Annotated in this window: 26 protein-coding genes; 9 read left to right on the top strand and 17 right to left on the bottom strand. The window is 68.7% G+C overall.

Annotated features, from left to right (window positions below):
* Window positions 1–101: 101 nt before the first annotated feature.
* The gene (locus EUA94_RS16860; protein ID WP_242494938.1) at window positions 102–887 is read left to right on the top strand and encodes a GntR family transcriptional regulator; all 786 of its coding nucleotides are present in this window, start codon (window positions 102–104) and stop codon (window positions 885–887) included.
* Between the two features lie 19 nt (window positions 888–906).
* Here the strand turns inward: EUA94_RS16860 and EUA94_RS16865 are convergent, their stop codons facing one another.
* Window positions 907–1845, bottom strand: a complete 939-nt coding sequence (locus EUA94_RS16865; protein WP_207210592.1) for a shikimate dehydrogenase family protein — start codon at window positions 1843–1845, stop codon at window positions 907–909.
* Between the two features lie 54 nt (window positions 1846–1899).
* Between EUA94_RS16865 and EUA94_RS16870 the strand changes: the two genes are divergently transcribed.
* Complete coding sequence (locus EUA94_RS16870; protein WP_165356948.1) at window positions 1900–2835, top strand: phosphotriesterase family protein; 936 nt, start codon at window positions 1900–1902, stop codon at window positions 2833–2835.
* Window positions 2836–2887: 52 nt separating this feature from the next.
* On the opposite strand, the gene EUA94_RS16875 is transcribed toward EUA94_RS16870, so the two are convergent.
* From EUA94_RS16875 to EUA94_RS16905, 7 genes are all read right to left on the bottom strand, one after another.
* Window positions 2888–3349, bottom strand: a complete 462-nt coding sequence (locus EUA94_RS16875; protein WP_129428062.1) for a hypothetical protein — start codon at window positions 3347–3349, stop codon at window positions 2888–2890.
* Window positions 3346–4977 carry a GMC family oxidoreductase gene (locus EUA94_RS16880; RefSeq protein WP_207210593.1) on the bottom strand — a complete coding sequence of 544 codons (1632 nt, stop codon included), beginning with the start codon at window positions 4975–4977 and terminating at the stop codon, window positions 3346–3348. Before EUA94_RS16880 ends, EUA94_RS16875 begins: the two co-directional genes overlap by 4 nt.
* A 39-nt stretch (window positions 4978–5016) precedes the next feature.
* Window positions 5017–5955, bottom strand: a complete 939-nt coding sequence (locus EUA94_RS22775) for an electron transfer flavoprotein subunit alpha/FixB family protein (RefSeq protein WP_129428063.1) — start codon at window positions 5953–5955, stop codon at window positions 5017–5019.
* Complete coding sequence (locus EUA94_RS16890) at window positions 5955–6716, bottom strand: electron transfer flavoprotein subunit beta/FixA family protein (RefSeq protein WP_129428064.1); 762 nt, start codon at window positions 6714–6716, stop codon at window positions 5955–5957. Before EUA94_RS16890 ends, EUA94_RS22775 begins: the two co-directional genes overlap by 1 nt.
* 164 nt (window positions 6717–6880) lie before the next feature.
* Window positions 6881–7477, bottom strand: coding sequence for a bifunctional 4-hydroxy-2-oxoglutarate aldolase/2-dehydro-3-deoxy-phosphogluconate aldolase (locus EUA94_RS16895; protein ID WP_129428065.1), 597 nt, complete (start codon window positions 7475–7477; stop codon window positions 6881–6883).
* On the bottom strand, window positions 7474–8217 hold the full coding sequence (locus EUA94_RS16900) for an IclR family transcriptional regulator (protein ID WP_129428066.1): 744 nt from the start codon (window positions 8215–8217) through the stop codon (window positions 7474–7476). The genes EUA94_RS16895 and EUA94_RS16900 overlap by 4 nt, the downstream gene beginning before the upstream one ends.
* Window positions 8214–9185 (bottom strand): sugar kinase, encoded by a 972-nt coding sequence (locus tag EUA94_RS16905; RefSeq protein WP_165356949.1) that lies wholly within the window; start codon window positions 9183–9185, stop codon window positions 8214–8216. The genes EUA94_RS16900 and EUA94_RS16905 overlap by 4 nt, the downstream gene beginning before the upstream one ends.
* Window positions 9186–9389: 204 nt before the next feature.
* On the opposite strand from EUA94_RS16905, the gene EUA94_RS16910 reads away from it, so the two are divergent.
* Genes EUA94_RS16910 through EUA94_RS16935 form a run of 6 tightly spaced genes read left to right on the top strand, consistent with a single transcriptional unit; the run spans window position 9390 to window position 14109 of the window.
* On the top strand, window positions 9390–9701 hold the full coding sequence (locus tag EUA94_RS16910; RefSeq protein ID WP_129428068.1) for an NIPSNAP family protein: 312 nt from the start codon (window positions 9390–9392) through the stop codon (window positions 9699–9701).
* Between the two features lie 14 nt (window positions 9702–9715).
* On the top strand, window positions 9716–10690 hold the full coding sequence (locus EUA94_RS16915) for an aldo/keto reductase (RefSeq protein WP_340640866.1): 975 nt from the start codon (window positions 9716–9718) through the stop codon (window positions 10688–10690).
* Between the two features lie 17 nt (window positions 10691–10707).
* Entirely contained in the window at window positions 10708–12339 is a 1632-nt protein-coding gene (locus EUA94_RS16920) for an AMP-binding protein (RefSeq protein ID WP_129428070.1), read from the top strand.
* A 5-nt stretch (window positions 12340–12344) separates the two neighbouring features.
* Window positions 12345–12764 carry a MaoC family dehydratase gene (locus EUA94_RS16925; protein ID WP_242494939.1) on the top strand — a complete coding sequence of 140 codons (420 nt, stop codon included), beginning with the start codon at window positions 12345–12347 and terminating at the stop codon, window positions 12762–12764.
* Window position 12765: 1 nt separating this feature from the next.
* Window positions 12766–13677 (top strand): cyclase family protein, encoded by a 912-nt coding sequence (locus EUA94_RS16930; protein ID WP_207210594.1) that lies wholly within the window; start codon window positions 12766–12768, stop codon window positions 13675–13677.
* Between the two features lie 30 nt (window positions 13678–13707).
* Window positions 13708–14109: a thioesterase family protein gene (locus EUA94_RS16935; protein WP_129428073.1), complete on the top strand. Its 402-nt coding sequence runs from the start codon at window positions 13708–13710 to the stop codon at window positions 14107–14109.
* Here EUA94_RS16935 and EUA94_RS16940 read toward each other — a convergent pair.
* The 9 genes from EUA94_RS16940 to EUA94_RS16980 all read right to left on the bottom strand — a co-directional run bounded on the left by EUA94_RS16940 (window position 14100) and on the right by EUA94_RS16980 (window position 23872).
* Entirely contained in the window at window positions 14100–14807 is a 708-nt protein-coding gene (locus tag EUA94_RS16940; protein ID WP_129428074.1) for an HAD family hydrolase, read from the bottom strand. The two genes, EUA94_RS16935 and EUA94_RS16940, sit on opposite strands and share 10 nt — an antisense overlap.
* Entirely contained in the window at window positions 14804–15892 is a 1089-nt protein-coding gene (locus EUA94_RS16945) for a mandelate racemase/muconate lactonizing enzyme family protein (RefSeq protein ID WP_129428075.1), read from the bottom strand. The genes EUA94_RS16940 and EUA94_RS16945 overlap by 4 nt, the downstream gene beginning before the upstream one ends.
* A complete protein-coding gene (locus EUA94_RS16950) occupies window positions 15889–16989 on the bottom strand; it encodes an Ldh family oxidoreductase (RefSeq protein ID WP_129428076.1) in 1101 nt (366 codons plus the stop codon). The genes EUA94_RS16945 and EUA94_RS16950 overlap by 4 nt, the downstream gene beginning before the upstream one ends.
* Window positions 16986–17450, bottom strand: coding sequence for a hypothetical protein (locus EUA94_RS16955; RefSeq protein WP_129428077.1), 465 nt, complete (start codon window positions 17448–17450; stop codon window positions 16986–16988). The genes EUA94_RS16950 and EUA94_RS16955 overlap by 4 nt, the downstream gene beginning before the upstream one ends.
* The gene (locus EUA94_RS16960) at window positions 17447–19075 is read right to left on the bottom strand and encodes a GMC family oxidoreductase (RefSeq protein WP_129428078.1); all 1629 of its coding nucleotides are present in this window, start codon (window positions 19073–19075) and stop codon (window positions 17447–17449) included. Before EUA94_RS16960 ends, EUA94_RS16955 begins: the two co-directional genes overlap by 4 nt.
* A gap of 109 nt (window positions 19076–19184) precedes the next feature.
* On the bottom strand, window positions 19185–20564 hold the full coding sequence (locus EUA94_RS16965) for a YhfT family protein (protein WP_165356950.1): 1380 nt from the start codon (window positions 20562–20564) through the stop codon (window positions 19185–19187).
* Between the two features lie 82 nt (window positions 20565–20646).
* Window positions 20647–21372, bottom strand: a complete 726-nt coding sequence (locus EUA94_RS16970; protein ID WP_129428080.1) for an SDR family NAD(P)-dependent oxidoreductase — start codon at window positions 21370–21372, stop codon at window positions 20647–20649.
* Between the two features lie 157 nt (window positions 21373–21529).
* On the bottom strand, window positions 21530–22741 hold the full coding sequence (locus EUA94_RS16975; protein ID WP_207210595.1) for a substrate-binding domain-containing protein: 1212 nt from the start codon (window positions 22739–22741) through the stop codon (window positions 21530–21532).
* A gap of 174 nt (window positions 22742–22915) precedes the next feature.
* Window positions 22916–23872 (bottom strand): alpha/beta hydrolase, encoded by a 957-nt coding sequence (locus EUA94_RS16980; RefSeq protein ID WP_129428082.1) that lies wholly within the window; start codon window positions 23870–23872, stop codon window positions 22916–22918.
* Between the two features lie 112 nt (window positions 23873–23984).
* On the opposite strand from EUA94_RS16980, the gene EUA94_RS16985 reads away from it, so the two are divergent.
* Complete coding sequence (locus EUA94_RS16985; protein WP_129428083.1) at window positions 23985–24446, top strand: hypothetical protein; 462 nt, start codon at window positions 23985–23987, stop codon at window positions 24444–24446.
* Window positions 24447–26113: the final 1667 nt, after the last annotated feature.

Consider the following 26113-nt stretch of genomic DNA (forward strand, 5'->3'; position numbering starts at 1 on the left):
GGAGTGGGGTGTAGTGGCAGGGCAGCATGTCCGGCTGGCCTTGCGACAGCTGATCATCCTGTCATCACCTGACCACCCTGAGTGATACGTTCCTGTGCGTGATGGACACGGGCATCGAGCGTGAGGCACGCCTTCCGTACTACGAGCAGCTCAAGCAGCTCCTCTTGGCGGAGATCGCGCACAACGACCTGAAGCCCGGGCATCTGATGCCGTCCGAGGCCGAGATGTGCGCGCGGTACGGCGTGTCCCGGACGGTCGTACGCCAAGCCGTGGGCGAGCTCGTGTCGGAGGGCATTCTGCAGCGCATGCGAGGCAAGGGGACCTTCGTGGCGAGGCCGAAGCTCTCCGAGCAGTTCATGGAGAGCACCGTCGGCTTCTTCGAGGACATGACCGGCCATGGGCACTCGGTCACGAGCACCGTTCTCTCGGTCGACCGCATCGAGGTTCCCGACCTCGTCCGCGAACGCACGGGCAACACCACGGCGACGCACTGCACTGAGATCGTCCGCCTCCGGGCGGTGGACCACGAGGTCGTGGCGTTCACCAAGTCGTACCTGAACAACGACGACCCGGCTCTCCTCGAGCACCTGCGGTCCGTCGACCTCACGAGCGCCTCGCTCTACCAGATCCTTGAGGACTCCTTCGGCCTGCGGATCGAAAGCGGCCACCGGTCCATCGAGGCGACCGCCGCCTCCAGCATGATGGCCAAGCTGCTGGACGTGCGGCCCGGGGAGCCGCTGCTCTACATCGAGTCCGTCGGCCAGACAGCGCAGGGCACGGTCGCCGAGTTCTTCCGGGCCTGGCACCGGGCGGACCGCCTGAAGATCGAGATGGACGTCGTGCGCAGCAAGCGCGGCCCGGCCCGGCTCCCGCCTACTCTGGCCTGAGCTTCTCCCTGCTCGTCGCCTATCCACGAGGGGCTCCGGTCTCGGCGATCTCGGACCGGCCGGTGAGCCCGGCCGCGAGATCGGCGAGGGTGGCGAAGGTTCTCGCGTCGATGGGGATCTCGAAGACTTCGGCGATGACCTCGGTCCAGCCATGCAGGAAGTAGCGCCAGCCGTCCGCCACGGTCAGACCACGGGCGTCCTCCTGGCGTCGCGCCTGGTCGAGGAACTGCAGGTCGCCCCGGTAGTTCATGTCCCAGATGACGCCACGGTCCGGGAACGCGCAGGCGTCGTCCAGCGGCGAACCCGGTCGGTCCTTTCCCAGTCCGGTCGCGTTCACGACCAGCGATCCGGGCGCCGCCTCAGTGACAAGTCGGTCGACGTCGGCGCCGGCGAGCTGGTAGTCCACGACCGCCCGGCCGGGCAGGCGGCCGAGGACGTCCCGTGCGATGTCGAGCCGACTGGGATCGCTGTCGGTCAGCACGAGTCGGCGGGGCTGGTGACGCTCGCTGAGCACCGCCGTGGCGAGTGCGAGGCCGGCACCACCGGCACCCAGGCACACGACGTCGGTGGAGGAGTCGCGCCACGGATCCGCCCCGAGCAGCGCGGTGTACGCCTGCCGCGAGGTGATGGGGTCCTTAGCCCAGCCGAGCACCCGGTCCGGGCGGAAGGCGATGCACGACACCTCGCGGCACATCAGGGCCCAGTCATCGAGCTCGTCGAGCAGGTCACGCCCGTGGTCGTACACGGCCGCCTTGTGCGTGGTCACCAGTGCACCAGCGACGTCCTGATCGGCTCGAAGTGCGGCGAGGGCGTCACGGACGCGACCGGCAGGGGCGTCGACCGGTAGGTCGATGCCCCTGATCTCGGCGTCCAGCCCGAGCGCAGCGGCGAAGGCGGGGAAGATCGTCATGATGCTCGATCCCGCGGTCGAGACCCCCACGAAGTACAGCCGACGCATGGGTACCCCTTCCCGCACCGAACATCATCTTGTCATAATGTTATGATAACTATCATGAGTGGTCAAGGAACGGTCCACACCGTGCTGGGTGAGGTCGAACCCGGTTCGCTGGGACTCACGCTGTGCCACGAGCACCTCGTGACCGCTCCCCGGTCGAGGGACGGGGACGACCTGGTCCTCGATGACGCCGAGCGCGCCCTCGCAGAGCTGGCCATCTTTCGACAGGCGGGCGGCGGCGCCCTCGTCGAGCTGACCGTCAGGGAGCTGGGGCGCGACGTGACCAGCCTGCGGGACCTCTCGGCGCGGAGTGGCGTGCATGTCGTCTCTGCGACCGGCCACGTCTCCGTTGACCACTGGCACGGCGTGACGGACGTCGATGCGCTGACCGTCGACCAGCTCGTCGACGAGATGACCGGTGACCTGACCATGGGCGTCGACGGCACCGACGTCCGCGCCGGGATCATCAAGGCCGGCAGCTCCCGCGACGAGGTGACGGCCGCCGAACGCCGGGTGCTCACCGCCGCAGGCCAGTCGCAGCGGATCACCGGGGCGCCGATCACGACACACACCACGGCCGGCACGATGGCGCCGGAGCAGGCCCACATCCTGCTGGCTGCTGGCGCGGACCCCCGCCGCGTGTGCCTCGGACACCTCGATCGACGACTGTCCTACGAGGAGCACCGAGCGCTCGCACGCGACGGATTCTTCCTCGGTTACGACTGCATCTCCAAGGACTGGTACGAGCCCGACTCCAAGCGTGTGGAAACGATCCTGCGGCTGGTGGACGACGGTTTCGGGGAGCACGTGCTGCTGTCCGGCGACCTGGCCAGGCGCAGCTCGTGGGTGTCATGGGGAGGCGGGCCGGGGTACAGCTACATCCCGTGGCGGTTCATCCCCTGGCTGCGCCGGGAGGGGCTCGACGATGCGGCGATCGGCCGCCTCACGGTGGAAAATCCCGCGCGGCTCCTCACCTGGAGCGCGCCTGGCTGAGGGAGGAACGGGCCGCGGGCCCCGCACCCGTCATCCCTCGGGGAGGGTCCGGTCAGATGCCCGGGGTGGGTCGGTAGATGGGTCCCCGTGCGATCACGACGTCCAGGATCCCGTCCTCGAGATAGGCCTCGGCCTCACCCGGCAACGCAGGGCTCTTCATCGGCGCCGGCCCCGGATACCCGAGCTCACGCCGCACCCGCGGATTGATGAGATACGCCCCCGCCACCGCGAACGCGAAACCCGAGAACAGCTCCGGATCCCCCGCCCGCACACCCGCCAGGACCTCATCGGGATCGCCCTCCAGCACCAGCACCCGCGACACCGCCTCGGCCAGGTCAGCGCGCACCGCGATCACCCGGTCGATCCACTGCGTGTGCACCTCGGCACCACTCGCCGACGGCATCCCCGCACCACCAGCGACCACCACGTCCGCCAGCAGCGCCAACCGCTCACGCTGCGCAGCACTCAACACCACACCGCCGAACGGCTCCAGCCTCACCTCCACCGCACTCATGCTGTCGACACCTCCTGCTCACGCCGCGTCTCGACGATGTGCGTTGCGGCCCGCTTCGCCAACGCACAGATCGTCGCCGTGGGGTTCACTCCCGTCGCCGTGGGGAAGACGCTGCCGTCGATGACGTACAGGTTCGGCACGTCGTGGCTGCGACCCCACCTGTCGACCACCGACGTCTCCGGGTCGTCACCCATCTTCGCCGTCCCCATGTTGTGCCAGGACGGGTTGTTGCGACTGGTGATCCACGCCTTCGAGGCGCCGGCTGCCTCGTGGGCCTCCAGGCTGCGCTGCAGGTTCCAGTCAACGAGCCGCTTGGTGTTGTCGCCAGTCGTGTAGGCGACCTTCGCCGCTGGCAGGCCGTCGGAATCAGTCATGGAAGGGTCCAGGGTGATGCGGTTGTGTTCCTCGGGCAGGTCCTCGGGCATGATCATCCACTCGATCAGGTGCCCCACCGACGACTTCATCCGGTCGGTGAAGGCAGGGCCCCAGAAGGGTTCCTCGGCGACGCCACCCTCCCCGAGGGTGAAGCGGTTGATCATGCCGAGAGGTCGTCCCGCCGAGGGGATGATGTGCCACTTGCTGCCGCGGACGAACCCACGCGACGCATCCGTCTCGTAGAACTGCATCGACTCGATCGCCTCCCCGGTCGGTCCCACCCAGTCCTCGAGGTCGTTCTCGTAGAGGCCGACGGAGGTCCCGAACGGGTGCGTCATGAAGCGCTTGCCGACGAGCCCGGAGCTGTTGGCCAGGCCGGTCGGAAAACGCGCCGACTCCGACATGAGGAGCAGCCGCGGCGTCCCGATGCCGTTCGCCCCCACCATGACCAGCTTGGCGGCCTGGAACTTCTCCTCGCCATCCTGGAAGTAGACCGCACCGTTGGCCAGACCGTTCTCGTCCAGCGTGATGCGCGCGACCCGCGCACCCGTCTCGATGCGCGCACCGCGCGCGAGCGCGTCCGGGAACAACGCCACGTCGACCGATCCCTTGGCACCCTGGGGGCAGCCGTACATGCAGACGCCGTAGCGCTCGCACTTCTTCTGGTGCAGGTGGTCCTGGGAGGCGATCGAGTTGTAGCCGGGCCACCAGTGCCATCCGAGCTTGTTCATCCCCTCGGCCATCACCCTGCCCGCCATGTTGATCGGCAGGCTCGGCAGCGGGGGTGCATACCCCGGGGGGTACGCCGGGTTACCGGCCTGACCGGAGACCCCGAGGTCGTACTCGACCTGTCGGTAGTACGGCTCCAGCTCTTCATAGCTCACGGGCCAGTCGTCGGCCACGCCGTCCAGCGTGCGCACCCGGAAGTCCGACGGCTTGGCACGGCACCAGCAGCTGGCGTACAGCACCGTGCTGCCGCCCACCCCGTTGAACATGCCGATGACGGCCGAGGAGTCGTCCAGGTTGAGGGGGTAGTCCTCGGGACGCTGACGCACGTTGGGGTTGGGGTGCCAGGGGCCGCCGCCGAGCAGCTCGTACTCCGGCCTCAGTCCCGGCAGGTCGCTCTGGTTCACCCAGTCGCCCTGTTCCAGGACGACGACGCTGAATCCCTGCTCGGCAAGGTGCTTGGCGGCGACGCCGCCCGACGCGCCCGCGCCCACGATGAGAACGTCCGGCACGTCCTTGCTGCTCACAATTTCCCTCTCGACGGTTGGAACGAACGACTGGTGGCGCTAGAGAAGCGCCTGCATCTGCTCGGCAACCTGATGGATGTCCGCGACGGCACCGACGTCGGCGAAACCGAAGATCGGAGCGTCCTGGTCGATGTTCACGGCCACGATGGTCTTGCTGTTCTGCATCCCGGCGAGGTGGTGCAGCGCGCCGGAGATGCCGAGGGCGACGTACACCCGGGGCTTCACGGTGACGCCGGTCTGCCCGACCTGGTGCGCGGACGGGAGCCAGCCGGAGTCGATGATCGGGCGTGAGGCGCCGAGCGCCGCACCCAGGCGCCGGGCGATGTCGGCGAACACGGCGATGTTCTCCTCCGAGCCCACGCCGCGCCCCACCGAGATGACCACGTCCGAGCTCGTGAGGTCCACGTCGGCGGAGGGCGGTCGGAACTCCACGGATCGCACTCGCGACTGGGTCAGCACCACGTCGAGCGCTCGGGTCTCGGGGGTGGCGCCCAGCTCGGCCGCCGTCCAGACGGAGGGCCTCAGCAGGGCCAGGACTGGCCGTCCAGCCGCGAAGGCGAAGCCGGCGTGCACCCGACCGTCGTAGATCGACCGGGTCACGCTCACCCCGTCGGTCCCGCGGGCGATCGCCACCACGTCCGACGCGAACCCCATGTCAGCCTGGTGAGCCGCCGCCGCCGCCCAGGCCGTCGAGCGGATGGTGAAGCCGGCGAGGACGAGGTCGGGTGCGACGTCAGCGACAAGCGCGCAGACCACCTGAGCCATCTGTTCGTGGTCCCGGTCACTGCCCGGAACCGTGACGGTGACGATCGAGTCGACACCCTGGTAGGACAGCAGAGCCGCCTCGGCGGCCGTGTCCGGGCCGGCCACCGCAACGATGACCTCGCCGCCCAGCGAGACTGCCGCAGCGACGGCCTCTGCGGTGGCGGCCGAGACCCGGCCGTCGATGACTTCCGCCACGACCAACGTGCGGGGCATCACTGTGCCTCTCGGATCAGCGTGATGATGGTGGCCGCGATGTCGGCCGGACCACCCTCGATCATCCGGACCGATCGCGCGGAGTCGCCGGGGGACCTCACCATCGTCGTCAGGGCCGAGCGTACGGGGGGGAGATCCACCGGTTCCAGCAAGGGAATCTCCGCCTTCTTCGCACGCATCTTCTCCTTGAATGTTCCGTAGCGCGGCTCGTTGGCACCGACCTGCACGGTCACCACTGCAGGCAGGTCGACCTGCACGATTTCGGTCACCCCCGCCTCGAACTCCCGTGTGGCGGTGAGGGTGCCTCCGACCACATGCAGGTCGCGGGCCACCGGCACACACGGCACCCCCCAGGCGGCAGCAAGGGCCGGGCCGGTCGACTGGCCTCCGGTGTCGGAGACCTGTACCCCCGCCAGCACCAGGTCGGGCTCTTCCACCCGCATGGCGTGCGCGAGCGCGGCACCGAGGGATCCGGGGTCTGACACGACGAGACCATCGGACCAGACCCGGACCGCCCGCTGCGGCCCCATCGTCAGCCCCGAGCGGAGCGCCTGGTCGGCTTCGTCCGCGCCGACACTGACGAGCACGACCTCGCCCCCGCCGGCCTCGTCGCACAGGGCGAGGCCCGCCTCGATGGCGTTCTCGTCGGCCCCGTTGAGCATGACGGTCGCGAAGGCCGGGTCGACGCTCGTCCCGTCCGCAGTGAACTCGAGGTACGGCGACACGTCCAGCACCTGGGTCACGCAGACGACGACCTTCACGGCAAGACCTCGATGGAGGCCGGTCCGAACCCGGGGCCCGTCTGTGCAATATATGCAATGTATAAGCGCATATCGCAGATATTATGTCCCGTGCTCACGGGTCGTCAATAGTCAGGACATGATTACGTCACGACAGCCAGCCGTTGAGTATCGAAGTCGGGCGGTCAGCGGGGCGGGCGGATGAGACCGTGGAGCCCGGCCACCACATCGGCGGGATCCTCGGTCTCCAGGAGCTCGACGACCGAGCCGCCGAAGCCGACGCCCACTGCGCCGGCTCGGAGGTAGTCCGCGGCGTTGCCGATGCCGATGCCGCCGACGGCGACCACCCCGACTCCCGGGAACGGCCCCGAGAGCGCCGAGATCCAAGCGGGGCCGACGACGGACGCAGGGAACAGCTTGACCGCGCCGACGCCGTGCTGCACGGCGACGCTCACGTCGGAGGGGGTCATCACGCCGGGCAGCGCGACCACGCCCCGTGATGCGGCAAGTTCCAGGATGATCGGATCGGTTCCCGGACTGATGAGGACACTGGCCCCCAAGTCGATCGCATGCTTCGCGTCGTCCGTGCTCAGGACCGTCCCCGCTCCGAAGGCCCGTCCGGCAGCGGCATCGGCAACGGCCTCCAACGAGGACCACCCGGCCTCGCCCTGGACCGGGACCTCCACCAGATCCATCCCCGCAGCCCAGCACCTCTCTGCGTACGTGCGGGACCGTTCCGGACCGAAGTCGCGCAGGATGGCGATCGTGCGCAGGTCGATCACCCGCGCCAGCCCAGCTGGCGCGAGGTCTCGTGAGCAGCCTCGATCAGCGCCGGTGCGTAGCTCAGCAGAGTGTCGCGGTCCACGCGGATCACGGGCGCAGAGATGCTCAGTGCCGCGATGACCACGCCCTCCCCCGAGTGGACCGGCGCCGACACACAGTGGATTCCCGGCTCGTTCTCCTCGTCGTCCAACGCGTAGCCCCGTTCCCGGCTCGCCGCGAAGTCGGCTTCCAGAGCCTCCCGCTCGACGAGGGTGTGCTCGGTCCTCCGCACCATGTCGTAGCCGGCGAGCAGGCGGTCCCGCTCCGTCAGGGGCAGGAACGCCACGATGCCCTTGGCCACGCCAGTGCAGTGGAGGCGGGCGACTGCTCCGATCCGGGAATGCATCCGGATCGGGTGGCTGGCCTCCACCTTCTCGATGTACAGCACGGTGCCGTCCTCCAACGAACCGAGGTGGACGGTCTCCCCGGTCAGGAGGTTGAGACGCTCCATCGCCGGCCTGGCGAGCGAGCGGAGCTCGATGCCCTCCAGTGACTGGAAGCCCAGGCGGAACATGGCCGAACCCAGGCGGTAGCTGTGGCCCGGCAGCTCCTGCACGAACCCGTGCTTGCGCAGGGTGTGGAGAAAGCGCAGTGCCGTCGAGTGATGGACGCCGAGAAACTCTGCGATCTCTCCGATGCGTCGAGGCTTGTCGCCAACGTACTCGAGGATCTGAAGCGCACGATCCAAGGTCTGACTCATCGTTGTAGTGCTCCCATCATCTTCGGAACTATCTCCCCAGTCTCGTGTGCCACCTCAGCAACATCCGCACGCGTGAGGCCGGATGCGACATCGCCTGCGACTCCCACGACCCGTGAGGCCAGCCGGTGGCCCAGGCGGAGGCGACCGCGCGCCGACCAGCCCCACAATCGTCCCACAAGGAAGCCCGCGGCGAACGCATCCCCGGCGCCGGTCAGGTCGACCACCTCGACCTCGAGGGCGGGTTCGGTGATCGCGTCCCGGCCTCGCACCAGGAGGCTGGCGGCGCCGCCGCCACGCTTGAGCACCAGCTCCTGGTCGGGACGTCGGAGCAGTGCCGCGGCGATCTCCTCGGGCTCGTCGGTCCCCAGCAGGCACCGCGCCTCGTCGTCCCCGACGAGGACCACGTCCGCGAGGCGCGCGAGCGGAAGCAGGGCACGCGCAGCAGCCTCCGCGTCGGGCCAGAGCTGAGCGCGATAGTTGATGTCGAAGCTGGTGCTGCCGACATCCCCCCTGTCACGGAGCAGTCCGTCCACGAGCTCCGCGTTCTCGGACGAGAGTGCGGGCGTGATTCCCGTGAGATGCAGGTGCGCCACGCCGCGCAACGATGCGAGGTCGAGGCGGTCCAACCGGCGGGCCGCGCTGGTGCTGCGGTAGTAACGCATCCGGGACTGGTGGGGCTTGACCTCCTTCACACAGGAGCCGGTGGGCAGCACGTCGTCCCACTCGACCGTGGTCGTAGGACCATGGCGCTCGACGAAATCGTGGACGAAGTGCCCGAGATCGTCGTCGCCCAGGCAGGAGAGCCAGCGAGCGGGCACGCCGAGCTGGGCCGCCCCGATGGCCACATTGCTCTCGGCTCCCGCGGCGGTGAGCCGGTATCGATCGAGGGACTGACCGGGCTCCCGGATGAAGACGGCCATCGTCTCGCCCACAGTCACCAGGCCTGGAGCGGCAGCGACGGTGTTCACGATGCCATCCGCCATCCTCATCTGCGCGCGGCAGGTGGTGCCTGCCGGGGTGGTGTGACGGCGGGTGCCTTGACGGCCGTCGTAGACCACACTAGTCTGCGTAATGCGTTATGCGCAACACGCTTGCACATGTTGCAGCACCCTTGAAGACAGGTTTCCCGCACGACGATCCGCTTCGAACCGGATCCCATCGGAGGATATGACGTGGTTTTCCAGTTGCGGACCTACCAGATCAAGCCGGGCGGCATGGACGAGTGGCTCGAGCTGTTCCACGGCGCGGTGGTGCCCCTTCACGAGAAGTACGGCCTGCCCGTGCGGGCCGCCTGGTTCGACCGCGAGGGCTCGACCTTCACCTGGGTCCGTGAACTCATCGGTGAAGGGACCGCGGAGGAGCAGGAGGCGCGGTACCGGGAGACCGAGGAACGCACTCGGGTGCTCGGCGACCGGCCGAAGACCTTCATCGACTCGATGAAGGTCCGCGAGGTCGAACGAGCCTTCCCTGCGGACGGGAGCTGACCGGCGCCATGCAGATGCGACGACTCGGCCCCGACCTCGAGGTTTCCGCTGTTGGCCTCGGGTGCATGTCCATGTCCGGCACCTACGGGAGCACGTTCGACGACGTCGAGTCCCGGGCAACGCTGCTTCGCGCCGTCGAGCTGGGCATCACCCTGTTCGACACCGCCGATGTCTACGGGCCCTTCGCCAACGAATCGCTGGTGGGTCACGGCCTCGCGGCGGTTCGGGACCGCGTCGTGCTCTCGACCAAGTTCGGGTTCGTGCGCGACTCCCGCGGCGAGAATCTCGGCGTCTGCGGCCGACCCGACTACGTGCGTCAGTCGTGCGACCTGTCGTTGCAACGTCTCGGCACCGACCACATCGACATCTACTGGCAGCACCGCGTCGACCCGGCCGTTCCGATCGAGGAGACGGTGGGCGCGATGGCGGAGCTGGTGGCGGCCGGAAAGGTCCGTCACATCGGTCTCTCCGAGGCAGGTCCGGACACGCTGCGTCGCGCGCACGCTGTCCACGCCGTCGCAGCCGTCCAGAGCGAGTACTCGCTCCAGAGCCGGGACGTGGAGACCGACGTGCTCGGCGTCTGTCGCGAGCTCGGCATCGGCTTCGTGGCGTACAGCCCCCTCGGACGCGGGTTGCTGACCGGGGCCATCGCCTCCGCGACCGAGCTCCCGGCCGACGACTGGCGACGCACCTCGCCCCGGTTCCAGGGAGCCGCGTTCGACCACAACCTCGCTCTCGTCACCGCGTGCCAGGAGGTGGCGGCCGAGCTCGACTGCACCCTGGCCCAGCTTGCCCTGGCGTGGGTCCTGGCGCAGGGGGACGACATCGTCCCCATCCCGGGCACGAGGAAGCGGCACAACCTGGAGGCCAACGCCGAGGCGGCCGACCTGGTGCTCTCCGCCGCGCACCTCGCCCGGCTCGAGGAGCTCGTCCCGCGCGACGCCGTCCAGGGCGACCGGTACTCGGACATGTCCGCCATCAGCCGCTGACCACAGGAGACTCGCCCATGGAGGCACTTCTCGACGCCCTGCTCCCGCAACTGCTCAGGGAGCGGGCCGCCCGCGACGGAGACCGCGAATTCTTCCGCACCGTGGACGGAGTCGTGGTGACGTACGCCGAGGCCTACGCGCGGGCATGCGCGGTGGCCAACGGCATGACCGAGCTCGGCATCAAGCCGGGTGAATGCGTCGTGATCATGGCCGACAACACCCCCAGCTCCATCTGCACCTGGCTGGCCACGTCGCTCGCGGCTGCGGTCGAGGTCGCGGTCAACACCGGCTACCGGGGCCGGTCCCTCGAGCACGTCCTGCAGAACTCGCAAGCGCGGGTGATGTACGTCGAGGAGGCGCACCTGCCCCGGATCCTCGAGGTGCGCGAGGCCCTCACCCACCTCGAGAAGGTCATCGTCTACCGCGAACCGGGCGCGACAGCACCCCTGGTGGTGCCCGGTTGCACCGTCCTCGACTTCGACGACGTGCTCGGGGACGACGCGGTTGCGCCCGACCGCACGGTCGGCCCGCAGGACATCGCGTCCGTCGTCTACACGTCGGGCACGACCGGCCCGGCGAAGGGGGTCCGGATGCCGCACGGCCAGGTCCGCCTCTTCTCGAGGCTGGGCGTCGAGGGCGCCCGCCTCACCGCTGACGACGCCTTCTACTGCTTCATCCCGCTCTTCCACGTCGCCGGCAAGTTCATCGGCATCATGGGCTCGATGATGGCCGGAGGGCGCGTGGTGCTGGACACCCGGTTCTCGGTCGAGGCGTTCCTGCCACGGGTGCGCGAGCACGGGTGCACCGTCGCGCTGCTTCACGGGCCCCTGGTCGAGATGGTCCACCAGCTGCCTCCCGCTGCCGACGACGCCGACAACCCGATGACGCGTATCATGGCGTCGCCCTTCCCCGCCCACATCGCGCTCGACTTCCAGGCACGGTTCGGCATCCGGGGCATCGAGACCTGGGGGATGACCGAGGTCACCATCCCGATCTGGCAGCCCTTCGACGAACCGCTGAGGGTGGGATCGTGCGGCCGCCTGCGCGAGGAGCACTTCGAGCTCCGCATCGTCGACCCTGACACCGACGAGGAGCAGGGCGTGGGCCGGCCGGGTGAGATGGTGCTGCGTCCACGCAACCCGTTCACGATGATGCAGGGCTACCTCCACATGCCCGACGTCACCGTCGAGACCTGGCGCAACCTCTGGTTCCACACCGGGGACATCGGCTACGTCGCTGAGGACGGCTACGTGTACTTCGTCGACCGGGTCAAGGAGCGCATCCGCCGGCGGGCGGAGAACATCTCCTCCTTCGAGATCGAGGCGGCGGCGCTCACGCACGCAGCAGTGCTGGAGTGCGCGGCCGTCGGTGTCCCCTCGGAGTTCGAGGGCGACGACGACGTGTTGCTCTGCGTCGTCCTTGTCGCGGAGGCGGAGCCCGACCCCCAGTCTCTCCTTGCCCACCTGGCCGCCGAACTGCCCCACTTCATGGTCCCGCGCTACCTGAACTACCTCGACGTGCTGCCGCGTACCCCCACCGGCAAACCCCAGAAGGTCAAGCTCCGCGATGCCGGGGTAGGACCCTCGACCTGGGACCGCAAGGCATCAGGAGTCTCGTTACGACAGCTGGCCCAGGAGGCCACGCAGTGAAGCAGATGACGGTCCAGGACGTGAACATCGGCGACCGGGAGGTGTGGACCCGCACCATCACCGACGCCGACGTCGTGATGTACGCCGGACTCATCGGCGACCGGGGGCCACTGCACCTCGACGAGCAGTTCGCGGCGACGACCCGCTTCGGTGGACGGATCGCCTACGGGATGCAGTGTGGCGGCTACATCGGTGCCACTCTCGCGCAGCTGCTGGGCGTGGGAAGTGCCTACGTCGCGCAGAACATGCGCTTCAAGGGTCCGGTGCACATCGGCGACCGCATCCGGGTCGAGTGCGTGGTCACCGGGAAGAACGAGGAGCGCCGACGCGTCTTCGTCGACACGACGGTCACGAAGAACGACGACGAGGTCGTCGTCACCGGTGACGCCGAGCTGGTCATGTTCGACGTGGAATGGAACCCCTGAGGTGGACGCCGACACCTTCGAGGCGCTGTTCCAGCGCGTCCGCAACTGGGGACGCTGGGGCGAGGACGATCAGCGCGGCACACTGAACCTCCTCGACGACGCTGCACGGGCCGCCGCCGCGCTCGTGGTCAGGTCGGGTCGCACGGTGAGCCTGTCCCACGACCTCGACACGTTGGCTGGACCGGACAATGGCCGCCCTGCCCTGCACTACATGACCCAGCAGTGCGACGTGGCGCTCGGCGAGCCCCGCGTGAACACGGACTTCATCGGGGTGGACTTCCACGGGAAGTCAGTCACGCACGTCGATGCCCTGTGCCACTGCAGCTTCCGGGGAAGGCTCTACAACGGCATCGACTCGAGCCACAGTGTCGACAGCACCGGTGGCAGCGTGGGCACGGTCGAGCAGATGCGCGACGGCGTCGTGGGGCGGGGGGTCCTCGTCGACCTACCCCGGGCCCGCGGGGCCGAGTGGGTCGAGCCGGGAGCCGGCGTGGGTCCCGACGAGCTCGTGGAGACACTGGCAGCACAGGGAACCGCACGTCTGTCGGGCGACATCGTTCTGGTTCGCACGGGTCACCGCCGGCGCCGCGAGGTCCTCGGAGCGTGGGACCCGTCCCACCACAGTGCCGGTCTGGCGCCGGAGTCGATGGAGTGGCTGCACGCGAGCGACGCCGCCCTGCTCGGCGGCGACGGGGACAGCGACTCCCGACCGAGCTCCGTGGACGGGGTGGACAGCCCCATCCACGCCCTCGCCCTGGCGGCCATGGGCCTGCCCCTGATCGACAACATGAATCTCGAGGACCTCGCCCAGGCGTGCAGTGCCGAAGGCCGGTGGGACTTCTTGTTCGTCATGGCACCCCTGCGTGTTCCCGGCGGGACCGGTTCGCCGGTCAACCCACTCGCAGTTCTCTGACCACGACCCCCAGCACACGAAGGACACGACATGCTCGAAGACATCACCGTTGGCACCGCCGGCACGCTGGAGCGCCTCGTCACCGACGACTACTGCACCACGAGGGGTGAGTACCAGATCTTCTCCACGCCCGACCTCGTCCTACTCCTCGAGGCAGCCGCCATCGAGGCCCTGGCGCCCCACCTAACGCCGGAGCAGGACAGTGTAGGGACGACCATCGACATCGCCCACCAGGCGGCCACCCTCAAGGGTCAGACGGTGACCTGCACCGCAACAGTCACCGAGGTCGAGCGGCGACGCATTCGTTTCGAGATCACCGCAACCGATGAGTTCGACACGGTGTGCACCGGGTCGCACGAGCGATTCGTCATCGACCTCGAGAAGTTCGGTTCCCGCCTGGCGGAGAAGGCGGAGCGGATCGCTCAGTCCTGATCCGACGACCGGCACTCGCCGGCGAGCAGGTCCAGCAGCACATCCTCGGCGTCGGCCAGGTCGGACAGCACCAAGGCGTGCTGGGCCTCCTCGAGCTGGTCGACGCTGTAGACACCGGTGGCCACGCCGACGAAGGTGATGCCGGCAGCAGCGGCCGCATCAGCGTCCGCCACCGTGTCGCCGACGAGCACCGGCACCAGGTCGTGTTCCGCGGCCCAGGCAGCGGCCGACGTCGCGAGTGCCGGTCGTGACGGCGTGTGTCCACCGAAGAAGCTGCGGTCGAGGTCGAACTGCGACGCCTCGAGCCCGGCGGACCTCAGCTTGAGCTCGGCCCGCTCACGCCCGTTGCCGGTGAGGAGCGCGTTGACGTGACCAGCGGCAGCGAGCTCCGCCAGGACCCGCGCGACCCCGGGCAGCGCAATCCTCTCGCCCGGCTCCGAGAAGTGCGCCCGCGAGGCGACGACGAGCGCCTGCATTCCTTCGGGGACGTCGTCGGCCGATCCCCCGTTGCCGAGGACGTACTCGGTGACCTGCTGGAGGTCGGTCTTTCCGTGCCGATAGGGGTGGACGACCTCGGGCCGGGGCCCGAGAACGCTCTCCAGGGCAGCGACGAAGAGACCTTCGTCGCTGTCGTTGTTGGAGACCAGGGTGCCGTCGATGTCCCACAGGACCAGTCGCGGAACGGGGCCGGAGGTCATCGGCGATGCTGCTCGAGCGCTTGCCAATCGAGCTCGATCCCGTGGCCCGGGCGCTCAGGGGCGGTGGTGAAGCCGTCGGCGACGATCATCGGATGGGCCAGGTAGGCATCGAGGGAGAAGCCGTGCGACTCCATGTAGGTGCGGTTGGGAGCTGCAGCCAGCAGGTGCACGGTCAGGTCGTGCACACCATGGGACGTGAGGGGGAGGTTGTGCGCCTCGGCCAGGGCGCCGATCTTGCGGAAGATCGTCATCCCGCCGCAGTTGGTGACGTCCGGCTCGGGGTAGGTGAGCCCTCCCGCGGCCATCAGCGTGTGGAACTCGTACAGGGTGTGCATGTTCTCGCCGGTGGCGACCGGCGTGCCGCCTTCGCGTACGACGCGTACGTGCCCGGCGACGTCGTCCGGGATGGTGGGCTCCTCGATCCAGAGTAGGTTGAACTCCTCGAGGGAGCGGGCCGCCCGGACCGCCTGGTCCGCGCTCCACTTCATGTTGGCGTCGACCATGAGGGGAAAGTCGTCGCCCAGGTGCTCACGCATCCGGCGGACTCGTTCGACGTCCTCACGGAGGTGCGGGCGCCCGACCTTCATCTTGATCGCGCGGAATCCCTCGTCCTGGAAACGGTCGGCTTGCTCCAGCAGCTGTTCCACGGGGAAGTCGAGATCGATGCCGCCGGCGTAGACGGGCACCTGTGGGTCGAATCCGCCGAAGAACCGCCACAGCGGAAGCCCGGCTCGTTTGGCTCGGAGGTCCCAGATCGCGATGTCGACGGCCGAGATGGCGGAGGTGGCGTGGCCGCCGCGGCCGGAGTAGTGGACGGCCCACCACATGTCATGCCAGATCTTCTCACTCAGGTCGGGGTCCTGGCCGATGACGACCGGGGCCAGATTGTGCTCGATGAGGGAGTGGAAGGCCCGGGCACCGGAGTTGACCGCATAGGTGTACCCGACACCTTCGGCGCCGTCGGAGTCCGTGACCCTGACGGTCACCAGCTCGAAGTGCGGGATGCTCCCGTGGGTGCTGTCGCTGAGGACGGTCTCCAGCGGGATCAGGTGATAGTCGGTCCGGACTGAGGCGATCGTTGTCACGGGGTTCCGCCTTGCTGCGCGCGGGCGTCGGGTAGGGCCGGCGCTGATGCGCCGGACGGGGGAATCGGGAAGGGGATGCCCACGGCTGCCGCGAGCAGGCGCAGCTCGCCCAGGACGTGGGGGGACAGCTCGATGAGGCCGTTGGCCGTCTGCTCACGCCCGAGCTCGGGCTCTCCCGGGACGAGGGGCGCGGGGACGTCCAGGTCGCCGGCGCTCCCGTGCACGGCCGACACCAGGTCCTCGATGTCGCGCCGGTAGTCGTCGAGGGACCCGGTCGCGTCGGCCCGTACGGCGAGGAACAGGTGGCCGAGACCCTGGGCGAGGGACGGGTCCCCGGACAGGGGGAGCACGTGGGTGCTGGTGGATGCCCCGCCGAGCGCCAGGAGTGCGTCGACGGCGAACGCGAGGCCGAAGCCCTTCGGTCCTCCGACCGGCAGCAAGGCCCCGGCGAGACCGGCCTGCGCGGAGGTGGTGGGGCGGCCGAGGGTGTCCACGGCCCATCCGGTCGGAATGTCCTCCCCGGCGTGCAGCGCCAGGATGAGCCGTCCCTGGCTCGTGACCGTCGTCGCCATGTCCAGCTGCGGCCGGCGGTCGTACGGAAGGGGCACCGCCACCGCGATGGGATTCGTCCCGAGCACCGGCGTGCCGCCGAACGGGGCACACATGACCGGCTCGGTGTTGCAGGCCGCAAGTCCCACCATGCCAGCGTCGGCCATGCGGTTCGTGAAGTAGGCACTCGCGCCGAAGTGGTTGGCGTTGCGAGCGATCACGCAGCCGATCCCGTGCAGTCGCGCGCGCTCGATGGCGAGGTCGGCGGCCTCGACCCCCGTGCTGGCGCCAGGCCCGGCGTCCGCGTCGAGCACGACGAGGGCCCCGAGGTCGGAGACGACGCGCACGCGTGCCCGAGCGTTGATGCCACCCGCCCGCAGTCGTTCCACGTAGGTGGGGAGCCGGAGCATCCCGTGCGTGCTGACCCCGCGCAGGTCGGCGAAGATCAGGCTCTCGGTCACTGCTGCCGCCGCGTCCACGGGCACGCCCACCGCACACAGCACGCGGGTCCCCCAGTCCCGGACCTGGCCGACCTCGGTCGCCGTCATCGGGCATCGGGGGTAGGTCGGTAGATGGGTCCCCGTGCGATCACGACGTCCAGGATCCCGTCCTCGAGATAGGCCTCGGCCTCACCCGGCAACGCAGGGCTCTTCATCGGCGCCGGCCCCGGATACCCGAGCTCACGCCGCACCCGCGGATTGATGAGATACGCCCCCGCCACCGCGAACGCGAAACCCGAGAACAGCTCCGGATCCCCCGCCCGCACACCCGCCAGGACCTCATCGGGATCGCCCTCCAGCACCAGCACCCGCGACACCGCCTCGGCCAGGTCAGCGCGCACCGCGATCACCCGGTCGATCCACTGCGTGTGCACCTCGGCACCACTCGCCGACGGCATCCCCGCACCACCAGCGACCACCACGTCCGCCAGCAGCGCCAACCGCTCACGCTGCGCAGCACTCAACACCACACCGCCGAACGGCTCCAGCCTCACCTCCACCGCACTCATGCTGTCGACACCTCCTGCTCACGCCGTGTCTCCACGATGTGGGTCGCGGCCCGCTTCGCCAACGCACAGATCGTCGAGGTCGGATTGGTGGCCGTCGACGTCGGGAAGACGCTGCCGTCGATGACGTACAGGTTCGGCACGTCGTGGCTGCGACCCCACTTGTCGACCACCGACGTCTCGGGGTCGTCACCCATCTTCGCCGTCCCGAGATTGTGTCCCGAGGAGAAGTTCCGGAAGGTGACCCACGCCTTCGAGGCGCCGGCCGCCTCGTGGGCCTCTAGGGCCCTATTGAGCCCGAAGTCGAGGATCTTGTGCGTGTTCTCCGACGTGGTGTACGTGATCTTGGCGCCGGGGAGCCCGTCGGAGTCAGCGATGGTGGGGTCCAGCGTGACCCGGTTGTGTTCCTCCGGCAGGTCCTCGGCATGCACGATCCAGTCGATGGAGTGCCCGATGGACTGCTTCATCCTGGCCGTGAACTCCGCTCCCCAGAAGGGCTCCTCCGAGACCCCTTCGCCGATGTGCCACCGAGTAGCCATCTCCAGGGGGCCACCGGTGCCCATGACGTGCCATTTGCTGCCTCGGACGAACCCGCGCGACGGGTCGCTCTCGTAGAACTCCATGCACTCGATCTGCGTCCCGGCAGGCCCCACCCAGTCCTCGAGGTCGTCCTCGTAGAGACCGACGGCGGAGCCGAAGGGATGGAGCATGAGGCGTCGACCCACCATGTCGGACGTATTGGCCAGGCCGTTCGGGAAGCGCGCCGAATCCGACATGAGCAGCAGCCGCGGCGTCCCGATGCCGTTCGCCCCCAGCATCACCAGCTTGGCCGGCTGGAACTTCTCCTCGCCGTCCTGGAAGTAGACCGCGCCGCTCGCCAACCCGTTCTCGTCCAGCGTGATGCGCGCCACCCGCGCACCCGTCTCGATGCGCGCACCGTGGCGAAGCGCGTCGGGCAGGAGCGTGACGTCGGCCGATCCCTTGGCTCCGACCACGCAGCCGGTGCGGCACACACCCAGGCGGACGCACTGCGTCTGGTGGCCGTGGGCGCGGGACGGGATCGCCGAGTAACCCGGCCACCAGTGCCACCCGAGTCGATTCAGCCCCTCGGCCATCCGCAGGCCGGTCAGGTGGATCGGGTGAGCCGGAAGCGGCGGCGGTGCGCCGGGCGGGTAGGCCGGGTTGCCGGCAAGGCCGGACACTCCCATGTCGCGGTCGGTGGCGTCGAAGTGCGGCTGCAGGTCCTCGTAGCTTATCGGCCAGTCGTCGGCCACCCCGTCGAAGGTCCGCACGCGGAAGTCCGACGGAAGCGGACGGCTCCAGACGGCCGCGAAGAAGACGGTGCTGCCCCCCGCGCCGTTGTACATGTAGACCGGCTGCTCGGAGTCGTCGAGGTTGGTCGGGTAGTCCTCCGGGCGCGATCGCATGTTGGGGTCCGGGTGCCACAGGTGGTTGCCCCACAGCAGCTCGTACTCCGGGTGGTTCCCGGGCAGGTCGCTCGGGCTCGTCCAGTGGCCCTGGTCCAGGACCACGACACTGAACCCCTGCTCGGCGAGATGCTTGGCGGCGGTCGCTCCCGACGCGCCGGCCCCCACGATGAGGACATCCGCAGTGGACGCTTGGGTCATCAGCTCACCCTTCCTCTGATGCAATATGTGCAGTATGAACGCGTATGTTGCATATCGTACGGGCGACTGCTCACGGGTGTCAATGAGTCCACCTGTGGCCCGGTCAAGGTCAGAGCGTCAGGCCCACGAGCGCCATGACGTTCACGACGACCCCGACACCGAGTGCCGCGATGGCACCCAGGGACATCGGCATCACCGGCGACTTGGCCCGGATGTTGAGGAACCAGGCAGCCACCACCGCCGCAACCCCCCACTCTCCGGCCCAAGCGGCCGCCGCCAGTGCTCCTCCCACGAGGAACCCGATCTCCATGGTCTGGAAGATGGCGGTGCGCATGACGTCGGCCACCTCGCGAATGCTCGGCCAGCGCTCGATCCATCCGATCACTGCGAGAAGGGCAAAGACCTCCACGACGCGCAGCACCCCGACGCCGATCGCGGCCGTCCACGGGCTCGGCAGCAGGAGCGCCACGACGGGTTCGAGGAAGGTGCCGGTGGCCATGGTGCCGGTCACGACCGCCGTGGTGAACTTCATGGGAATGAACGCAAACGCCCACATGAGCATCACGGCGGCGGCGGGCACGGCCAGCCCGATCGCGTAGAGGTGGGCGCTGTAAGGATCCATGGCCAGGAAGCCCCAGTTGTACGCGGCACCGTTGAGCGCGGCCAGCACGACGATCAACGGCAGGTTGCCCTTGATCCGGCGGACGTTCTCGCGGAACACGGTGTCCTCGTCGTCCTCCTCCTCGACCGCCCAGGAGGGGGAGGCGGCATCGGACCGGTCGTCCTCCATCCAGCTCGTGGGCACCTGCGCCGCCCCGGCCCCGGCCGTCCGCGACTCGCGCACGAGGAGCACGAGCATGACGAGGAGCCCGGCACCGAACGCCCACATCGACGGCAGCTCGAGTCCGGCGCCGCTCGATCCGAACCAAGCGAGGGTGCTGAGACCGAATGCCCAGAAGCCGGCCCTCATCCCGTAGTGGTAGGCGACGGTGAGCACGGGGAAGAGGAAGAAGGCCTGGACGACCGGCTGGGTGAACAGCGAGGTCCCCTCGGCGAGCGGCACGGGCAGGTTGTCCATGCCGACCGCGACGTAGTGGAGCACGAGCGCGAGGCCAGCGCCCCAGGCAGCGCCGAGCGCCACCGAGCCGCCCACCCCGGCGAGGTTGGTCCGGCCCTGCCACCACCGCCGCCCGAGGTCCGCCGGCAGCGAGACGCCGATCCAGTCCGTGGCGATGTACACCAGGTAGACCAGGGGGATCACGAAACCCAGTGAGTACGGCAGACCAAAGGCCCAGATGAAGGCCAACGCCAGCGAGAAGGAGACCTTCGAGACCTGCTTGCGGGTCATCTCGCCGGAGCGCAGCGAGGGCATGATGGGTCGGAGCCCGTCGTGGAACACGCTGACGTTGCGGTTCACGAGCACCGTCGACAGCGCGCCCATGGCCGCGAAGAGCGGCACGGCGGGGATGAGTGGAAGGGGCAGTGTCACGTCGGATCCCAGCACGGCGGCGTCTCCTGTTTTCGGTCGATGGCCGGTCCGGCAGGGCCGGCCCGGTGGAGGCTCCTCAAGGTCACATGTGGCTGCCGCCATTGACGTTGAGCTGAGCTCCGGTCATAAAGGAGGAAGCGCTTGTCGCGAGGAAGATCACGCTGTCGGCGATCTCGGCCGGTGAGCCCAGCCTGCCGAGCGCGGCCTGGCCAGGCATCGAGGCGCGGACCTCGGGAGCGAAGTGGTCGAGCATGGCCGTCTCGATGCAGCCCGGGTTGATGACGTTGGCGCGGATCCCCTGGGGGGCCGCGAACTTCGCCAGCGACTTGGTGAAGCAGATCACGGCCGCCTTCGAGGCGGCGTAGCTGGCGCCACTGGTCGTGCCGCCGACCAGGCCGGCACGAGACCCGATGTTGACGATCGACCCACCTCGAGGCATGTGCGGAATCGAGGCGTTGCACATCAGCCAGGTGCCGCGCACGTTCACGTCGAAGACCCGGCTCCACGCCTCCGGCTCGATCTCGTCCATCCGACGTGGATCGACGATCCCGGCAAAGTTGACGAGGACGTCGATCGAGGTTCGCTCACGGGCGAAAGCGTCCACCACGCGGGTGACGTCCTCGGGCGACGTCACGTCCAGAACGAGCGGCGTACCACCCACCTCGTCGGCGAGTGCCCTCACCGCCGCCTCGCCGAGGTCGGCCACACCGACATGCGCTCCCTCCGCGGCGAGGGCCCGCACGCTGGCGGCTCCGAGCCCACCCGTGGCTCCGGTCACCAGGATCGATCGTCCCGTCAAGCGCTCCATGTCGTCTTCTCCCACGATGATCGTCTGGTGCTGTTCCCGACTCGACGGAGGTCCGTCGGGAAGTTCCTGCGCGCGGAACCCCGCGCACCGGCGGGCAAACAGACACCGCCGAAGCCCCCGCGAGGGCCCCGGCCGGTGTCGTTCGCCCGGCGGGTGACTACCCGCAGGCCGGCTCCGCCTTGGCGCAGGCGTCCTCGATGGTCGCCGGGAGCGGCTTCTTCCACGCGTCGTCGTAGGCCTGGCGCAGGCCGTTCTGCACGACGGCCAGCGACGGGACGCCGATCCAGTCCGGAACGTCCGTGCCGATCAGCGACAGCATCATGGCGTCGGCTTCCGCGACACCCTGGTCGTAGGGGCGCTGGGCCCCGACGCCCTTGAGGTACTCGCCCGTGGCGATGTCGGTGGCTGCCTGGTCGCCGAGGTCGATCGTGGTGACCGGAATGTCGCGACCCTGGGCGCGCAGTGCCGCGATGACACCCGCCGCGGGTCCGTCCCAGACCGCAAAGACGCCCTGGACGTCCGGGTTCGCGGTCAGGAAGTTCGCCGCCACGTCACCGGCCTGGTTAGGGTCGGTGAAGGCAGCTTCCTTGATCGTCACGTCGGGCCGGTTCTCTGCGAACCAGTCCTTGACGCCCTTGGTGCGCTGGTTGGTCACGAAGAAGGTGATCCCGAAGTCGATGATGCCGATCGTGCCGCCCTCGGGGATGTAGCAGGCGAGCTTGGCGGCGGCGATCTGGCCATTGCCCTGGCTGTCGGCAGAGATCACCGACTGGTAGTCCTTGCCGGGCTCGAGGCCCTGGGCAGCGTTGTCCATGAAGACGAGCTTGATGCCCGCTGCGGCCACCTTCTTGTAGGCCGGGGCCGTGGCCACGTCGTCGACCGGAATGCTGATGATGCCGTCGGGGGCCAGCTGGATCGCGTTCTGGATGTTCGCGATCTGCTTGTCGACCTTGAAGTTCGCCTCGGTGTTGCTGACGATCTTGACGCCGTACTTGCCGAACTCGTCCGTGAGGCCGCGAGTCTGGCCGTTGGGCCAGTCACCGGCGAACTGGAACACGAGCGCCACCTCGAAGTTGCCCGCCTTGATCTCTTCTCCGTCCGCCGCGGAGATGGCGATGTCGTCGGGCGAGGCCGCAGCCTCGCCGTTGGGGCCCTGGCCGACGATGCCGTCGGGCTCCAGTGCCGGGCCGGCGATGCTGGCGTCGTCCGAGCACTCCGGCTTGTCGGCGGAGCCGTCCGCCACTGCGTCGGCCCCGGAGGAACTGTCTCCCGAAGACCCGCTGCTGCAGGCCGCGGCGAGCAGGAACAGGGCGACCGTGGGTACCACGATGATCTTCGCGCGCAGGGTGCGCCTTGAACGACTTCTCACAGAACTTCCTTTGGTTGGCCCCGGCATCTGGGGGCGAGTGACCCGAGGCATCGCCCAGTCGATAGGAGGGCGACAACTTCATCATTTGCAATGGCACTGCACTATATACACAGTTTCGCCCTCTGTGCCGCTCGTCACAGAAATAAGTTCGACGTCCGATCGGACTTCGGCCCGTCACGGGCCGATCCCGACGAAGGCGTGGAGCGCCCGGCGCCTGTCGACCATCGCCCGCCGTGAGACCGCCGCCCGCGGGGCGAACAGCTCGAACGCGTGGGGCGCGCCGGGATGCAGGTGCATCTCCAGGCGCACGCCGGCCTGGAGGAGGCGCAGGGCGAACGCCACGTTCTCCTGCCTGAAGACATCGAGCTCCCCGCACTCGAGGTAGGTCGGGGGCAGGCCCCTGAGGTCGTCGGCCCGGAGCGGCGCGGCGGCGCGGCGGCTTGCCACTCCGGCGCCCAGGTAGCACGACCAGGCGGTGACGTGATCCTCGTAGCTCCACACCGCCACCCGCTCGAGGGCCTCGTCCTTGACGTAGGTCCGGTCGTCGAGCATGGGGTACAGGAGCAGCTGACCCACCGGTCGAGGACCGCCCTCGTCCCCGGCGCGCAACGCGACGGCGGCCGCAAGCCCTCCGCCAGCGCTCTCCCCTCCGATGACGACGCGGGCCGGGTCGAGGCCGAGACGGACGCCGCCGGTGGCGATCCAGCCCAGTGCCGCGACACAGTCGTCCACCGGAGCCGGGAACGGGTGCTCGGGGGCACGTCGGTAGTCGACCGCCACCACCGCGAGACCGGTGTCCGAGGCGTAGGTCCGGCACACGCCGTCGTGCGTCTCCAGGTCGCCCATGATCATCCCCCCGCCGTGTAGGTACAGCAGCACTGCCCCTTCCTCCTGCCCGCGCTTGCGGTACACACGGACGGTCATCGGCTGACCAGACCCCCCGGCAATCACGACGTCCTCGGTCGCCACGTCGACAGGCGGTGGACGCAACCGCCACATCTCCGCGAACATGGCGTGGGTGGCCGCGCGACGTGCGCGCCAGTCGCCGCGCGCCAGCGGGAGACCGGGGTCGACCCCGAAGATCTCGGCGAGCCCCTCTGCCACCTCGGGATCCACGTCGTACACAGGCATACCGTCCCTTGTGCAAGTGTTGCATTATTGGTGCGCGGCTTGCAGAGTACTCCTACGGAGTCGCGAGCATCGGCCCACGGGCTCGGCCCCACCCATCATCAGGAAGGTCACCATGGAGTTCATCGGCATCGACGAGCACGACGGCCAGCGCCTGCTCGGCACCCTCGGCACAGAGGTCCACTGGATCGACGGCGACAGCGCCCGCGAGGCGGAGCTGGTCGACGCGGCCCTGCCGGAGGGTGAGCGCCACCTGCGCGGGGTCTTCGACGCCACCGCACCCGCGCCGGGTGAGGAACACTCCGCCCACTGCGCCTGGCACACGAACGGCGTCACCGAGGCGCACAGCATCATGTCGGGCCGCGGCATGTTCCAGTTCTGGACCGACGAGGGCCCGGTGACCCTGGTGCTCACCGCCGACGACCTCCTCGTCAACCGCGGCGCTGAGCACCGCTACCAGCCGTTGGGCGACCAGCAGCTGCGGTTGCGCCACTCCGGCGAAACCGACGGGGACTTCGCGTACGTCGACACCGGCCGGAGTCCGATGCCCTGGCCGAGGGTGCCGCACGCGGGATAGTGGGCGACCCCAGCCTCGTGGCGCCTGTGTGATGAGCCCCACCCCCACGACTTGGTGCATCACCCGGCGTGTCCGAAGGCGAGTGGGTGATCGCCGCCCCGAGCGCGCTGCGCCGTCACGGCGACGGCCTACGCGCCGCCGCCATGCCCGCGTTGTTCACTGCAAACGGAGCCCTCCACGAGGGAGACGATCCATTCGCGCAGTGCCTTGAGCTGGACCTTGCCGGCAACAGCGAATTCGTAAGCCATTGCTGTCTCGCTGCTCCCTCTCGATCCCGAAGGTGCGGGTCATGCGGTCTGCAAGCACCGCGTTCTAGTGCGCCGACAGCGCGACACAAGCTGCATGAAGCGGTTGGCCGTCCAAACTGCGCCGCCGCCCGGCCTCAGCGGTCTTGACCTTGTTGGAGATGACGCGGGCGACGTCGGGCGAGCAGCTGCTCAGGCGTCACCCCTTATCGCCGAACCGCTCCGCTCGCTACTCGCTAAGCGGCGCGATCGACCCGCGATCGCTCCCCCAGCGCCATCGTCCGCATCTAGCAGATCGCCTTCCCGCCCGTCCGCCGCCGCGCCATTCCGGCAGTCTGGTTGCCGCTCACCATGTACCTCGCACCTCATGTATCGTCGGAGGTAGGCGCCGGGCGACGTCCGGGATCGTCTGGTCATGACGGTCTCGATGGCGCTTGAACACTCATCAGATGGGTCGCGACGCCCCACGTGGCGACCAGGCTCTCGAGCAGTTCATCACGACGCCTGGCCGCCGCATCATCCGCATCGAGACAGGTGTCGGTGAATCACCTCCCTGGCATGCAGGTGTCTAGGTGGTTCCGTAGGTCGACCAATCACGGCGTCTACAGCCCGCCGGCCCACTGAACCCCCCTCGTTCTGCAAGAGGTGTATGTCGAAATGGGTTCAGGACGGGCGGGAGGGCCTTGGACACCTACAAGATGCGTGGAGGCTCAGGACGCAGGGTGCGTGAAAGAGGACTGAGGGTGCAGCGCAGCGTGCATGCGGTCGTTGCAGTAGCGGACCGGGCGGTGGTCACTTCTCGACGCGCGGTCTCCCCCCATGAAGGCGAATTCCTGGACCCCGTCCACCGAGCGGTCTGACGGCGAGCCGGTCAACGGACACATCGTCTCCGCCTCAAGGCAGTTCAGGACGACTGCTCGCGCCAACCCCGCCTGGCCGACCGCCAGCTCGAGATCGCAGGACCGGTCCTCGGGACTGCGCAGCTGACATCCCGTGCGTAGGCCAGTCAGCGTTCAAGTACCCCGTGCTCGGCACGCAAGAAATCGACTGCATGGTCACCGGTTCGCAGGTCGCGCCTCTACTGGAGCCCGCCATCATCAGGCCTGTCAAGGATCGCGGCAATCCATCGGATCGACATCGGCATGTTAAAGGACGGGCGGCTTTGGTCGACGCGAACGCCGCGCACCCTCCCCCGCCCGTCCTGGGACGGGCGAACCTCGGGCGGGCGCGAAATGGTGCTTCCTTCGTTCACAGTGGAGACATGAAGACGTCACTTGGGCTAGGCGCCGGATGTGTCGCCGATTCGAACTGATAGAGCCCTCGAACGACAAGAACGCAGGTCAGACGGGACTGTGGATTTAACGGTGTTTCCGGCCTGACGCGCTGACGAGTGTCAGCGGGGAAGGTGCCGTGATGACCACG

It is taken from the genome of Nocardioides zhouii (genome assembly GCF_004137345.1).
Classification (GTDB): Bacteria; Actinomycetota; Actinomycetes; order Propionibacteriales; family Nocardioidaceae; genus Nocardioides; species Nocardioides zhouii.